General features: G+C 44.5%; 17 protein-coding genes and 2 tRNA genes. 11 read left to right on the top strand and 8 right to left on the bottom strand.

Features of this window, described 5'->3' with window-relative positions; genetic code table 11:
- Positions 1-203 precede the first annotated feature (203 nt).
- On the bottom strand, positions 204-710 hold the full coding sequence (lrp, locus tag MJO46_RS02920) for a leucine-responsive transcriptional regulator Lrp (RefSeq protein ID WP_007647640.1): 507 nt from the start codon (positions 708-710) through the stop codon (positions 204-206).
- 179 nt (positions 711-889) lie between these two features.
- Here lrp and ald point away from each other — a divergent pair, with 179 nt between their 5' ends.
- On the top strand, positions 890-2,005 hold the full coding sequence (ald, locus tag MJO46_RS02915) for an alanine dehydrogenase (protein WP_253988048.1): 1,116 nt from the start codon (positions 890-892) through the stop codon (positions 2,003-2,005).
- 262 nt (positions 2,006-2,267) lie between these two features.
- The gene (gene trxB / locus MJO46_RS02910; RefSeq protein ID WP_253988047.1) at positions 2,268-3,221 is read left to right on the top strand and encodes a thioredoxin-disulfide reductase; all 954 of its coding nucleotides are present in this window, start codon (positions 2,268-2,270) and stop codon (positions 3,219-3,221) included.
- 206 nt (positions 3,222-3,427) lie between these two features.
- On the opposite strand, the gene rplT is transcribed toward trxB, so the two are convergent.
- The 5 genes from rplT to MJO46_RS02885 form a co-directional block, all read right to left on the bottom strand.
- Positions 3,428-3,784 (bottom strand): 50S ribosomal protein L20, encoded by a 357-nt coding sequence (rplT, locus tag MJO46_RS02905; protein WP_006081652.1) that lies wholly within the window; start codon positions 3,782-3,784, stop codon positions 3,428-3,430.
- A gap of 16 nt (positions 3,785-3,800) precedes the next feature.
- Positions 3,801-3,995 (bottom strand): 50S ribosomal protein L35, encoded by a 195-nt coding sequence (gene rpmI, locus MJO46_RS02900; RefSeq protein ID WP_007647659.1) that lies wholly within the window; start codon positions 3,993-3,995, stop codon positions 3,801-3,803.
- 83 nt (positions 3,996-4,078) lie between these two features.
- Positions 4,079-4,621: a translation initiation factor IF-3 gene (infC, locus tag MJO46_RS02895; RefSeq protein WP_253988118.1), complete on the bottom strand. Its 543-nt coding sequence runs from the start codon at positions 4,619-4,621 to the stop codon at positions 4,079-4,081.
- A gap of 3 nt (positions 4,622-4,624) precedes the next feature.
- Positions 4,625-6,553: a threonine--tRNA ligase gene (gene thrS, locus MJO46_RS02890; RefSeq protein ID WP_253988046.1), complete on the bottom strand. Its 1,929-nt coding sequence runs from the start codon at positions 6,551-6,553 to the stop codon at positions 4,625-4,627.
- Between the two features lie 74 nt (positions 6,554-6,627).
- A complete protein-coding gene (locus MJO46_RS02885; protein ID WP_253988045.1) occupies positions 6,628-6,783 on the bottom strand; it encodes a hypothetical protein in 156 nt (51 codons plus the stop codon).
- Positions 6,784-6,847: 64 nt separating this feature from the next.
- Between MJO46_RS02885 and MJO46_RS02880 the strand changes: the two genes are divergently transcribed.
- Positions 6,848-7,081 carry a hypothetical protein gene (locus MJO46_RS02880; RefSeq protein ID WP_253988044.1) on the top strand — a complete coding sequence of 78 codons (234 nt, stop codon included), beginning with the start codon at positions 6,848-6,850 and terminating at the stop codon, positions 7,079-7,081.
- Positions 7,082-7,238: 157 nt separating this feature from the next.
- Complete coding sequence (locus MJO46_RS02875; RefSeq protein ID WP_198779986.1) at positions 7,239-7,439, top strand: CPXCG motif-containing cysteine-rich protein; 201 nt, start codon at positions 7,239-7,241, stop codon at positions 7,437-7,439.
- A 16-nt stretch (positions 7,440-7,455) separates the two neighbouring features.
- Here MJO46_RS02875 and MJO46_RS02870 read toward each other — a convergent pair whose 3' ends face one another.
- Positions 7,456-8,088, bottom strand: coding sequence for a riboflavin synthase subunit alpha (locus MJO46_RS02870; RefSeq protein WP_253988043.1), 633 nt, complete (start codon positions 8,086-8,088; stop codon positions 7,456-7,458).
- A gap of 32 nt (positions 8,089-8,120) precedes the next feature.
- On the opposite strand from MJO46_RS02870, the gene MJO46_RS02865 reads away from it, so the two are divergent.
- The 7 genes from MJO46_RS02865 (at position 8,121) to MJO46_RS02835 (ending at position 12,622) form a co-directional block, all read left to right on the top strand.
- A complete protein-coding gene (locus MJO46_RS02865; RefSeq protein ID WP_253988042.1) occupies positions 8,121-9,500 on the top strand; it encodes an MATE family efflux transporter in 1,380 nt (459 codons plus the stop codon).
- Between the two features lie 254 nt (positions 9,501-9,754).
- Positions 9,755-9,831: transfer RNA gene (locus tag MJO46_RS02860), tRNA-Val, on the top strand.
- Between the two features lie 50 nt (positions 9,832-9,881).
- Positions 9,882-9,958: transfer RNA gene (locus MJO46_RS02855), tRNA-Val, on the top strand.
- Between the two features lie 559 nt (positions 9,959-10,517).
- Positions 10,518-10,820 carry a cyclic-phosphate processing receiver domain-containing protein gene (locus tag MJO46_RS02850; RefSeq protein ID WP_253988041.1) on the top strand — a complete coding sequence of 101 codons (303 nt, stop codon included), beginning with the start codon at positions 10,518-10,520 and terminating at the stop codon, positions 10,818-10,820.
- Positions 10,817-11,230, top strand: a complete 414-nt coding sequence (locus MJO46_RS02845) for a hypothetical protein (protein ID WP_253988040.1) — start codon at positions 10,817-10,819, stop codon at positions 11,228-11,230. Before MJO46_RS02850 ends, MJO46_RS02845 begins: the two co-directional genes overlap by 4 nt.
- Positions 11,231-11,238: 8 nt before the next feature.
- On the top strand, positions 11,239-11,838 hold the full coding sequence (locus MJO46_RS02840; protein WP_253988039.1) for a metallophosphoesterase: 600 nt from the start codon (positions 11,239-11,241) through the stop codon (positions 11,836-11,838).
- A gap of 103 nt (positions 11,839-11,941) precedes the next feature.
- Positions 11,942-12,622, top strand: a complete 681-nt coding sequence (locus tag MJO46_RS02835; protein ID WP_253988038.1) for a Sir2 family NAD-dependent protein deacetylase — start codon at positions 11,942-11,944, stop codon at positions 12,620-12,622.
- Here the strand turns inward: MJO46_RS02835 and MJO46_RS02830 are convergent.
- Positions 12,619-12,940 (bottom strand): hypothetical protein (locus tag MJO46_RS02830; protein WP_253988037.1); only part of this gene is annotated, 322 nt, incomplete at its 5' end. The genes MJO46_RS02835 and MJO46_RS02830 overlap by 4 nt on opposite strands.

The following is a 12,940-nucleotide window of genomic DNA, read 5'->3' as shown; positions in this document are numbered from 1 at the left end:
TAAAGGAACATATTTAGCCTTAACCAATTAGAGCACTGGGACTTTCTGCCTATAACCTATACACAATCCGCCTAAAAAAATGCCCCTAAGTTGGCAGGCTTAAGGGCGTTGCAAGGTTGAATATTTGAGTGTGCATTGACAAGAGAGTATCAATAAATAAGGGGCCTTGGCCCCTTATGGTAAAACCAAACAATCAGGGGAACTTAGATATCTGAGAGTAGATGATTTATTGCTACACGACTGGTGTGTTTTACTTCTTCCATCACAACGTATGTACGAGTATCTGAAACGGAAGGTAATTTTAGCAATGTCTCACCTAATAGGCGGCGATACGCCGACATATCAGAAACACGCGTTTTTAATAAGTAATCAAAGTCGCCCGAAACGAGGTGACATTCTTGAATGTCATCCAATAATTGCACCGCGCGATTAAACTTATCAAACACTTCGGGCGTATCACGGCTTAAGGTGATTTCCACGAATACCAGTAGGGATGCACCCAGGAAATGGGGATTAACCAGCGCGGTATAGCCGTTGATATATCCTTGCTTTTCGAGTCGTTTCACTCTTTCTAAACACGGAGTTGGACTTAATCCAACTCTCTTTGATAATTCCACATTAGAAATGCGGCCATCAATTTGTAATTCATTAAGAATGTTGCGATCGATGCGATCCAAGTCTTTTACAGGACTCTTTTTATTATATGCCATTTATTTAACCTTGCTTTATCACTAAAACAACATTTTATTCTACGTATGTCCAAAGTTCAGCAGCATAAACTGCGTCGCCGATACTATACTAGATATCCCTGAATTAATCACGTTCAGGTCACGATAAAATAACAATTATGCCCATTAAAAGTGGGTTATCAGGCAATTGAGGCTCAAAGATGATTATTGGTGTTCCCAAGGAAATTAAAAACCACGAGTATCGTGTCGGTATGGTTCCTTCAAGTGTTCGTGAGTTAGCGATAAAAGGTCACGAAGTATTTGTTGAAACAAATGCCGGCACGGGAATTGGTTTTTCAGATCAGGACTATATTGATGCTGGCGCCGCTATTTTAGCTACTGCTGCTGAAGTTTTCGCTAAAGCAGAGATGATTGTAAAGGTAAAAGAGCCTCAAGCAGTTGAACGCGCTATGTTACGTCACGATCAGATTTTATTCACTTATCTGCATTTAGCGCCGGATTTACCGCAAACTGAAGATTTAGTTAAAAGTGGCGCTGTTTGTATCGCCTATGAAACCGTCACCGATGACCGTGGTGGCCTTCCCCTACTCGCTCCTATGTCAGAAGTTGCTGGCCGCATGTCAATCCAAGCCGGCGCTATGGCATTAGAGAAGTCTTCCGGTGGCCGTGGCATGTTATTGGGTGGCGTCCCCGGCGTTGAACCAGCCAAAGTCGTTATCATCGGTGGCGGTATGGTAGGAACCAACGCGGCTCAAATGGCAGTTGGCATGGGCGCAGATGTGGTTGTGCTCGATCGCAGTATCGATGCACTGCGTCGCTTAAATGTGCAGTTTGGCTCTGCTGTTAAAGCCATTTACTCAACTGCCGATGCGATTGAACGCCATGTACTTGAAGCTGATCTTGTGATCGGTGGCGTATTAATCCCAGGTGCCGCAGCACCAAAATTGGTGACTCGCAGCATGATTTCCCGCATGAAGCCAGGTAGTGCTATTGTTGACGTCGCAATCGACCAAGGTGGTTGCGTTGAAACTTCCCATGCCACTACCCACCAAGATCCAACTTATATCGTTGATGATGTTGTGCATTACTGTGTGGCGAATATGCCTGGTGCTGTTGCCCGCACTTCAACTTTTGCACTTAACAATGCAACGCTCCCCTACATTCTCAAATTAGCTAACTTAGGCTATAAAGAAGCACTGTTACAGGATAAACACCTGCTGAACGGTTTAAACGTCATGCATGGTAAAGTGGTATGTAAAGAAGTGGCCCATGCATTAAGCCTTGAGTACACAGCGCCAACAAGCTTATTGGTATAATGCACAGCAGATATTGAGCGCAATAAACATCAATATTGAGTAAAGTTCATTCATCGGCCCCAACAATCTTGGGGCCGATTTTTTTTGCATCTTGGTGAAGTAGTTCTTAGTACAAGCTCCTCTTACCCCTATGGGTAAACTTATACTGACAATACCGCGACCACTCGATTAGCTTAATCTAAAAGAATCGCCAAACAGCGCTTTACCCCTACAGGTAAATTCCCTACAATCCTTGCAATTTGCTAAAGGCACGGAGATAAAAATGAGCCAAGTCAGACACAGTAACTTATTGATTTTGGGCTCTGGCCCAGCGGGATACACGGCAGCCGTTTATGCGGCGCGCGCCAATTTAAAACCCGTGATGATCACAGGTATGCAGCAAGGTGGTCAATTAACCACGACGACTGAAGTTGAAAACTGGCCAGGTGACGCCGACGACTTAACCGGTCCTGCCTTGATGGAACGTATGCAAAAGCATGCGGAAAAATTTGATACTGAAATTTTGTTCGATCACATTAACGAAGTCACCTTAACCGAGCGTCCTTTCCGCTTGAAAGGCGACAATGGCGAGTACAGCTGTGATGCACTGATCATCGCGACTGGCGCATCTGCCCGCTACTTAGGATTAGACTCAGAAGAAGCATTCAAGGGCCGCGGCGTATCAGCCTGTGCCACCTGTGATGGTTTCTTCTATCGCAACCAAAAAGTAGCGGTGATCGGTGGTGGTAATACGGCTGTCGAAGAAGCACTGTACTTAAGCAATATTGCCGCTGAAGTGCATTTAATTCACCGCCGTGACACCTTCCGCTCTGAAAAAATACTCATCGATCGCTTAATGGATAAAGTCGCTAATGGCAATATTATCCTCCACCTCAATCAAACTATGGATGAAGTGGTTGGCGATGCAATGGGTGTCACTGGCCTAAAGATGAAGAGCACTCAAGATGGCGCTATCACTGATTTAGCTGTTGCGGGTGTGTTCGTTGCCATTGGCCACAGCCCAAATACCAGTATCTTTGAAGGCCAATTAGAGATGAATCATGGTTACTTAAAGGTACAAAGTGGTCTGCAGGGCAATGCGACTCAAACGAGCATTGAAGGGGTGTTTGCCGCCGGTGATGTGATGGACCAACATTATCGTCAAGCCATTACTTCTGCGGGCACGGGCTGTATGGCCGCACTCGATGCAGAGCGTTACTTAGACGCTAAAAAGTAACAAGAGTAAGTGTTTCAACGAATAGCAGGCTTAGCCTGCTATTTTTTTGGCTGAAATGTGTCCATTAGAGATCACCCGGTGATGCCAGCTGGCGCCCTACTCTCCAGCCTTTTAAAACGTTACGATTAGCAACTGATTGAAACACCAAAATGGCGCACAAAAAAAGGGACCAAATGGTCCCTTCTCTACAGCGGCAAACTAATTTCTTAGTTTAACGCTTCTTTTGCTTTTTCAACTAAAGTTGCGAATACAACTTTATCGAATACAGCGATGTCAGCCAAAATCTTACGATCGATTTCGATAGACGCCTTTTTCAGACCGTTGATGAAACGGCTGTAAGACAGACCATTTTGACGAGCCGCAGCATTGATACGCGCAATCCACAGTTGACGGAATTGACGTTTTTTCTGACGACGGTCACGGTAAGCATATTGACCAGCTTTAGTTACTGCTTGCACAGCAACGCGGTAAGTACGGCTACGAGCGCCATAATAACCTTTAGCTAATTTTAAAACTTTCTTGTGACGAGCACGAGCGGTTACACCACGCTTAACTCTTGGCATTTTCTAATCTCCTAAATTAAGCGTAAGGTAATTGACGCGCGATTGCTGGAACATCACACTTAGCAACTAAACATTTGGCACGTAAGTGACGCTTACGCTTAGTGCTCTTCTTGGTCAAAATGTGACGTAAATGTGCTTGCTTACGCTTGAAACCATTGGCGGTTTTCTTAAAACGTTTCGCTACACCTCTGTCGGTTTTCATTTTAGGCATTACTAAAACTCCGCATTGGGATGTTAAATAAAAAGCAAGGCGAGCAAAGGCCATAGACCTTTGCTACTTTCGGGTTGCCCTACTTATTTCTTTTTAGGCGCTAGCACCATGATGGCTTGTCGACCTTCCATTTTCGGGAAAGATTCAACAACCGCATACTCATCCAAATCAGTCTTAATACGGTTCAGTAGATCCATACCAAGATTTTGGTGGGCCATTTCGCGACCTCGGAAACGCAGCGTAATCTTCGCTTTGTCCCCGTCTTCCAGAAAACGTATCAGGTTGCGTAGTTTTACCTGATAGTCGTTTTCGTCAGTTCCAGGACGGAATTTAATTTCCTTAACCTGAACCTGCTTTTGCTTCTTCTTTTGTTCCTTGGCTGACTTAGCCTTATCAAAAAGGAACTTACCGTAGTCCATAATGCGACATACTGGAGGTTCAGCGTTTGGACTAATTTCAACTAGGTCTACACCCGCTTCATCTGCCAAATTCTGAGCATCTCTGATGCTTACCACACCAATAGCTTCACCATCAATGCCTGTTAAACGTACTTCTGGTACGCCTGTGATTTCTTCATTGATTCTATTAGGGGCCGGCTGACGCCCTGCTGTTTTTTTGATCTTTATGACCTATTCCTCCAACAATTTGAGACTACGGAGCGAAATTTGTTGATGGATTTTAGCGGCGAAATCTTCGATTCGCATCTTACCTAAATCAATACCATCACGTGTACGCACCGCTACTTCCTTATTTTCCATTTCTTGATCGCCAACGACCAACAAATAAGGAACACGCCTTAAGGTGTGCTCGCGTATTTTAAAGCCTATTTTCTCATTCCTCAAGTCAAAAGACGCTCGAATACCTTGTTCTTTGAAGAATTTGACGACTTCTTCAACATAATCAGCCTGTTTGTCGGTGATATTCATCACGACAACTTGCATTGGGGCCAACCAAGTTGGGAAACGACCTGCATATTCTTCTATCAAGATACCCAAGAATCGTTCCAAAGAGCCTAAAATAGCACGATGGATCATCACGGGAGTTTGACGGCTGTTATCTTCGGCGACATACGTCGCACCTAAACGGTTTGGCAACGCATAATCGAGCTGCACAGTACCACATTGCCACGCACGGTCCAAACAATCGTGTAAAGTAAATTCGATTTTAGGCCCGTAGAAGGCACCTTCACCCGGTAAAAGGGTGAATTCAATATTATTGTCACGCAGCGCTTGCTTGAGCGCTTCTTCCGCTCTGTCCCACATCGCATCGTCACCGATACGTTTTTCGGGGCGAGTCGAGAGTTTTACGACAATGTTTTCAAAGCCGAAGGTGGCGTAAGTATCATAAACCATCTGGATACAAGAGCTGACTTCCGCTTGTACTTGCTCTTCAGTACAGAAGATATGCGCATCGTCTTGGGTAAAGCCGCGAACGCGCATTAATCCGTGGAGCGATCCCGAAGGTTCATTACGGTGACAGCAACCAAATTCCGCCATACGAAGTGGCAAGTCGCGGTAAGATTTCAACCCTTGGTTGAAGATCTGCACATGACCTGGGCAGTTCATTGGCTTGATAGCATATTCGCGGTTTTCGCTGTTGGTTGTGAACATGGCTTCTGAGTATTTATCCCAGTGGCCTGAACGTTCCCATAGCACGCGGTCCATCATTAATGGGCCTTTCACTTCTTGGTATGTGTATTGATTTAACTTACGGCGAATAAATCTTTCTAATTCGAGGAAAATGCTCCAACCGTCGTTATGCCAGAACACCATGCCTGGAGCTTCTTCTTGCATGTGGTACAAATCGAGCTGTTTACCAATCTTACGGTGATCACGTTTAGCCGCTTCTTCAAGACGGGTTAAGTGTGTGCTAAGGGCTTTTTTGTCGGCCCAAGCGGTACCGTAGATACGTTGCAGCATCTTATTTTCAGAGTTGCCACGCCAGTAAGCGCCGGCAATGCTCATTAATTTGAAATGTTGGCAGAAACGCATGTTAGGTACGTGCGGTCCACGACACATGTCTGTGTATTCTTCGTGATGATACAGCGCAGGTGTTGCGTCTTTGCTGATGTTCTCATCCAGAATGGCAATCTTATAATCTTCACCGCGCGCCGCGAATGTATCACGGGCTTCTTGCCAGCTCACCACGCGTTTTACTACGTCATAGTTGGTTTTTGCTAATTGAAGCATGCGCTTTTCTAAGGCTTCGATGTCATCTTGAGTCAGCTTGTGTTCAAGGTCGATATCATAATAGAAGCCGTTATCGATAACTGGACCAATCGCCATCTTGGTTTCTGGCCACATTTGCTTAATCGCGTGACCTAATAAATGCGCGCAAGAATGGCGAAGAATTTCAACACCTTCTTCGTCTTTGGCGGTAATGATTGATAGCTCAGCATCGGTTTCAATGAGATCGCAAGCGTCTTTTAATTCGCCATTCACGCGGCCAGCGATACAGGCTTTAGCAAGACCAGGGCCGATATCGGCGGCAACATCGAGAGTCGATACAGCATGGGCAAACTCACGTTTGCTACCATCGGGAAGTGTAATTACAGGCATGAAATATCCTTGTCCAGTGGTGACCCACACGTAGGGCCACTTGGTGATTAATAAAAAGAGTAATGCTCGCGAGGTTAAGACAGTACAGGAGTCTTAGCCGCCTTGCGTAGCAGGGCGTTCATTCTACGGGATTGGCGCCAAGGGGTGCAAGTGAATTGGCCAAATTGCGTGGCATTGCGCAATAAATGCAAATTCATGATTTTGCAGTGTGTTGGTAACTTGCCAGTCATCAAATATCCCTATTCTAGCGCCAGTTGATTGTACAGCACTCAAAAACATCGAAAGGAAGTTGATATGTTGAACTGTATTCTATTTGCGGTCGCGTTAACCCAATCATCGGCCGTATCGCTTGAAACTCAAATCCCAGAAACCATAGATGTACATATTGATACCCAAATGTTGATTGTTGATATCCAAGCTGAGCTTGAGCAGCAAATGCAGCAATTGACCCTTTCAGTCGTTCAACATGCCCGCGATGGCGTTTTGCACAGTAATGAAATTGAGGGGCTAATAACGGTAAAAGAGTAGTGTTTAATGTATGCGAGCGATGCACCCATTCACTGGGTTTACGCTTTCGCAGCTATACCATATCGCAACTATACTTAGTAAGCCCTATGGAAGGAGTCATTTAATCCATAGGGGCTTAGGGTCATATATTCTTTCATCCCATTGAAGGAGTAACACTATGAGGATCATGAATAAGGTTATCGCCTGTCCCCACTGCGGACATCATCAACATATCAGTATCGATGCCAGCAGTGGCGATCAAGATTATTACGATGATTGCCGTATTTGCTGTAATCCTATCCACTTGCGCCTGCATGTGGATGATGCTCGGCGGACCGTTGAATTGTATGTTGACTCAGATGATGAACAAATTTATTGACTGATATGAGGCAATATCAGCCATTCTTTTGCGCTTGTTCCTTGAGGCGTCTGGCGAGTACGCGCTCAACGGTATCAACGATCACTTGTGTTTGGCTATCGATCTCAATATTGAGCTCATCGCCGACTTGGCACTGACTTAAGTTTGTTAACTTGAGCGTTTCTGGGATTAAGTGCAGCATAAAACTTGAATCACTGACCTCACCAACGGTGAGGCTGCAGCCGTTGACCCCGACAAAACCTTTATAAAAGATGTAATCCATCCATTTAGGCTCAATCCCTAACGTCAGATCGTAATGTTGTTCTGTGTGACTGATATGGATGACTTTAGCCTTGGTATGGATATGGCCAGACAAAATATGGCCGCCGATTTCACTACCGAAGGTTAACGAACGTTCAATATTAACCCTGTGACCTACGGCTAAATCGGCAAGATTGGTTAACCGTAACGTCTCTTCCACTACATCGAAAAATACCCTATCATCAACCACCTGAGTCACAGTAAGACATACCCCGTTATTTGCCACACTTGCTCCAATCGCAAGTCCCTCATGCAAATCAGGTTTAAACGCTACCTCAAGGGTATTTAGGCCATCTTTCTTATGTATTGCAACCACCTCGCAGGTGGCTTGAACTATACCTGTAAACATTTTTTCTCGCTCATTCGTTAAAGGCTGTATTTATGAATCATTCAGGCTTCCAAGCCAAACGTCTTATCCAACTTGCACTCCCTGTGCTCATCGCCCAAGTCACGCAGACCATGATGGGCTTTATCGATACCGTTATGGCGGGCCGCGTCAGTGCTGTCGATATGGCCGCCGTTGCGGTCGGCACTAGCCTGTGGTTACCTGCCATCCTGTTTGTTCAGGGGTTACTTATGGCTTTCACGCCTTTATTTGCCCACTATAACGGGGCTAATAACCAGAAAGCGATCCAACCCTTAGCATTCCAGGCCGCCTATCTGGCCCTTATCGGAGGAATTGGCGTGATGGCATTTCTTGCCTCTGCGCCTTTTGTGCTCGGCCTTATGAATTTAGAACCCGAATTGTACCGCTTAACCATAGGTTATATCGACGGTATTTTATGGGGCGCCCCTGCATTTGTGCTGTATCAAGTGTTACGTGGCTGCAGTGAAGGTATTTCCTATACATTGCCGACTATGGTCATAGGTTTTGTGGGTTTAGCGGTCAATATTCCCGCTAACTATATTTTTATCTATGGTCACTTTGGCGTCCCCGCTATGGGTGGCGCGGGTTGCGGTGTCGCAACAGCCCTTGTTTTTTGGGCAATGCTTATAGCCATGACCTTATATATGCAACTGCATAGGAAATTTGCTGCCTTGGCGCCCTTTAGTCAATTTCATCGCCCCGATTTTAGCACGATGAAAAAAATGACCAAGTTGGGTATGCCGATCGCCATGGCGCTGTTTTTTGAAGTGAGTTTATTTGCCATTATCGCCCTATTGCTCGCCCCTTTGGGCGCAACTGTGGTGGCGAGTCACCAGATTGCACTGAACTTTTCAGCCATCGTATTTATGCTGCCGTTATCTATCGGTATCGCGGTATCGATTCGGATTGGTTACTACTTAGGACGTGATCGGGCGGATATTTCTGCTGTGGTGGCAAAAGTCGGTCTGTGGCTAGCGCTGTCCCTCGCCCTATCTACTGCTATTTTGACTGTACTATTTAGATTTCAAATTGCCGAACTCTATAACAGCGATCCTGAAGTCGTGGTCCTTGCCGGAAGTTTGATGTTAATGGCGGCGTTGTATCAATTATCGGACTCAGTCCAAGTGGTTGCAGCAGGCGCCCTTCGTGGCTACAAAGATACCCGAAGTGCTTTTTATATCACGCTGTTTTCCTATTGGGGTATTGGTATGACGTTAGGCTATACCTTGGCTTATACGGATTATATTGTGCCAGCTATGGGCGCCCACGGATTTTGGACTGGGCTTATCGCCGGCCTCACCTCGGCGGCACTGCTGTTTTTTATCCGCCTACGTTATATCCAAAAACATGGCGTGCATTTAAGCCTTATTGAAGGTGATAATATCCACCATTAGTAAAGTAAACGGCGGGCCTACCCTCCCGCCGTTTGGTTTATCGATTTGATTTCGATGCATTCTCTGGAGATTCTTTGAAGTAAGGCGAAGAAGAAATTGCGGTTTTATCAACGCCTTTGTTGAAACTCTGGACAAGTTGCACAGCAATTCACCATTTGGCAATAAAATTCGTTTTTTTGCTTGCCAGTGATTCGCTATCCCCCTAATATAGCGCTCGTTCCAAAGCGCAATGCTTTTGACACATGTAATACAATGCACCCGTAGCTCAGTTGGTTAGAGCACTACCTTGACATGGTAGGGGTCGGTGGTTCGAGTCCACTCGGGTGTACCACTCTCTTCACAGAGTCTAAAAAGTGATTTCTTATTAAAAAAGTAAACAGTGCACCCGTAGCTCAGTTGGTTAGAGCACTACCTTGACATGGTAGGGGTCGGTGGTTCGAGTCCACTCGGGTGTACCATTTCTTGCTTTAACTCCCTATAAAACCTCAATTTAATATAATCATCTATCAAGATGCTTAATTTTTATTTGTGCCTAAGATAAAATCTTCGTACCTGTTCTAGGTTTTTCTAGAAACATTCAAACATGCCCCTCCCTTCGACTCTGCCTAATTTTGCCTCTATTGCTTAATCCACATTCACCGCTGTTCCCCCACAATTCGCCGTTTTTCTAAATTTGTGCCCATTTAGTGCCAAATCTGTTGGCACAAGAAGCTTTTGACGATTTTTTGTTGACCCCCAGCCTAGTTGGCACACAACAGCAGCTTAAAATTCAAATCTGCTTGAAACTATCAAAGGAATAATCCGAAAAATGAATAAAGTTTTTGTTTTACCTAAATGTTTGGAAGTGAACGTCGATTAAAAAATTGAATAACGATTCTTATTTCTTAGTAAGCAAAAATTGGATTGTTGTGGACTACTCTGTGCGCCACAGCAGTGAGAACTGAAAACGACATTACTTGTCATTTTGGTGAGTACACTATGTTCATTAATGAGAATGGACGATGAAAACTGCTTAAGATGAAAATATTTTTGGATGATGAACGACTCGCACCTACTGGCTGGCTACAAGCTCGCTGGCCAGATGAGGTTATCTCCTATTTAGCCAAAGGCATGGTAACCGATATTAGCCTAGACCATGATTTAGGGGATGATACTAGAGGTACTGGCTACGATGTGCTGCTTTGGATTGAGCAAGCTATTGTTGATACGGGCTTTCAGCCTCCGAAAATTAATGTACATACGAGTAATCCTGCAGCAAGAATAAGAATGCTTGCTGCAGTAGAACAGATCACCCGCCTAGCTGAAATGAAATCACAATGACTGCACCTACAGTTTCACCTTTACTTTTATTGTCCGGCGATCCATTTCATCTGCTTGGCCAACTTTCAACCTTTCATAGTCTGAAGCTAATTTGTCGGCTCAAACAAATCCTACCAGCTCACGTTGGTCGAACTGTCTCGAGTCATGCTGGCATCCCCATGATCGCAGCAGATTTTGAATTACGGATCATCGCAGAGGCATATAATTGTTTTGAGAATTTTGATGTTGAAATCTATTTGACGTTTCAGAGAGATCGCGATGCTTGGATGCATTATCAACAGGAGGCTAACGAAATGATTAAGTTAGGCCATTCGGTGTTAGTAACGGCAGAAGTCTATAGCCACATTGACGGCTCGATATGTGTGTATGATCCACAACTCACACCAACCGATATGCCTTTTATTCAATAGGACTGACAATGAAACTGCTCCATGTTTCCGATCTGCATTTCAACCAAGTTCAAATGCTATGGGTTACCGACAATGCATCCGAAGCTGACGTTGTTTGTCTAACAGGTGACTTCATTGATAGTCGATACAACTGCCCTACACCAATCGATGAGCAAGTGGCCGTTATCTCATGCTGGTTAAAACAGTTCAATCGTCCTATTTTTGTATGCTCGGGCAATCATGATCAATTAGGTGATGAACTCAATTCAACCTGGTTAAGGGAAATTGAGGGGATCTACGTAGATCACGCTATAGCCTCAATCAATGGGGTGATATTCGGTAGCGCGTCATATGGTACATCTGACTTCACACCATTTGCTCGATGCAATGTACTGCTTCACCACGAGCCGCCTTCAGGACTTAGTGTCGCGAAGCAATCGGGGCGAGATTTTGGCTCAAGGGACCTAAGAACGGCAATTAAATCGGGCACCTTGTCTCTTGTATGGTTACTGACAGGTCACGTTCATCAACCAGAGAAATGCGCCTCCAAATTTCGCGGGTGCAGCATTTCAAATCCTGGAGCCAACAGTAAGAGTGAAGTCCCTAATCATCATTGGATCCGTATTTAAGCGTGCCTCAATGCTTAGAAGTATGTACAAAACTGTTCCATTAAAAAACAATACGTAACTGCACATTGCCATTAAAAATCATGACATCTTAGAAGAGGTTATTTTGAGTAAACCCGAGATTGATCCAAACCATATTGTCGTTTTTACTGGAGCAGGAATATCAGCGGATCAGCTAGCGACATTTACTGATGATAATGGGCTGTGGTTGAAGTATCGGGTTGAAGAGGTTTCTTCTGCTCACGCTTTAAAAGCGTACCCAGAAAAAGTTATCGATTTCTATAATTTCCGCAAACAGGAAGTGTTGTCAGCACACCCTAATCCAGCACACATTGCCATTGCCGAACTTGAAAAAAAATATCGGGTTAGTGTTGTAACCAGTAATGTGGATAATCTTCACGAACGAGCAGGCTCAACTCAGGTTTATCACGTTCACGGAAGTCTATTTGAGGCACGGCATGTAGAGAGTGATGTTTCATTTAGCATCGGCGATAGGCTTTATTCGCTCGAGAATAATGAAAGGCCTCACGTCGTTTTATATGGGGAGCAGGTTCCTAATCTTTATGAAGTAAAAAAACTATTCAAAACAGCATCTAAGGTTTTGATTGTTGGCACTTCCCTTACCGTAAAACCTGTATGTAATCTTCCCAAATATGCACGCGGAAGAGCAGAAAAAATTCTAGTCTCTAAACATGTCAACAAACGACCTTATGGTTTTGAGTTCATCCCCTTAGATGCAATTATTGCAGTGCCTCTGATCGTAAAACGTTGGCTTAATCAACATTAATGGCGACCAACTCGCTCCCCACCTACTTTAGACAACATTGTTTCTACGATATCACTTGATGACCATTGGAAAGAAATGATGGATTTTTCGATTTTGAAAAATCCATGTGGCATCCCCTTGGAAATACCGTAATCATCCAGCATGGATGCAAAGATACTATCCAACGCGATTTTTGATTCAAATGGCACATTCTCATCACCATCAACCAAACGCCACTTTTGGTAACTTGCATTTGAATAAGGAGGCTCTTGGCTACACGTACCAATAAAAATATATCCGTTCATACTGGCAAGTGTTGGGCAGATATCCAGTATCTCT

It is taken from the genome of Shewanella sp. KJ2020, from assembly GCF_024197625.1.
In the GTDB taxonomy this organism is placed as follows: domain Bacteria; phylum Pseudomonadota; class Gammaproteobacteria; order Enterobacterales; family Shewanellaceae; genus Shewanella.
This window is presented reverse-complemented; position numbering and strand designations above follow the sequence as displayed.

Bases quoted from the DNA above. Each gene is read 5' to 3' on its own strand.
- MJO46_RS02845 (WP_253988040.1), top strand. From the start codon at position 10,817: ATGACTGCACCTACAGTTTCACCTTTACTTTTATTGTCCGGCGATCCA.
- MJO46_RS02870 (WP_253988043.1), bottom strand. From the start codon at position 8,088: ATGTTTACAGGTATAGTTCAAGCCACCTGCGAGGTGGTTGCAATACAT.
- MJO46_RS02840 (WP_253988039.1), top strand. From the start codon at position 11,239: ATGAAACTGCTCCATGTTTCCGATCTGCATTTCAACCAAGTTCAAATG.
- thrS (WP_253988046.1), bottom strand. From the start codon at position 6,553: ATGCCTGTAATTACACTTCCCGATGGTAGCAAACGTGAGTTTGCCCAT.
- rpmI (WP_007647659.1), bottom strand. From the start codon at position 3,995: ATGCCTAAAATGAAAACCGACAGAGGTGTAGCGAAACGTTTTAAGAAA.
- lrp (WP_007647640.1), bottom strand. From the start codon at position 710: ATGGCATATAATAAAAAGAGTCCTGTAAAAGACTTGGATCGCATCGAT.
- MJO46_RS02880 (WP_253988044.1), top strand. From the start codon at position 6,848: ATGTTGAACTGTATTCTATTTGCGGTCGCGTTAACCCAATCATCGGCC.
- MJO46_RS02850 (WP_253988041.1), top strand. From the start codon at position 10,518: ATGAAAATATTTTTGGATGATGAACGACTCGCACCTACTGGCTGGCTA.
- trxB (WP_253988047.1), top strand. From the start codon at position 2,268: ATGAGCCAAGTCAGACACAGTAACTTATTGATTTTGGGCTCTGGCCCA.
- MJO46_RS02865 (WP_253988042.1), top strand. From the start codon at position 8,121: ATGAATCATTCAGGCTTCCAAGCCAAACGTCTTATCCAACTTGCACTC.
- MJO46_RS02875 (WP_198779986.1), top strand. From the start codon at position 7,239: ATGAGGATCATGAATAAGGTTATCGCCTGTCCCCACTGCGGACATCAT.
- ald (WP_253988048.1), top strand. From the start codon at position 890: ATGATTATTGGTGTTCCCAAGGAAATTAAAAACCACGAGTATCGTGTC.
- rplT (WP_006081652.1), bottom strand. From the start codon at position 3,784: ATGCCAAGAGTTAAGCGTGGTGTAACCGCTCGTGCTCGTCACAAGAAA.
- MJO46_RS02885 (WP_253988045.1), bottom strand. From the start codon at position 6,783: ATGACTGGCAAGTTACCAACACACTGCAAAATCATGAATTTGCATTTA.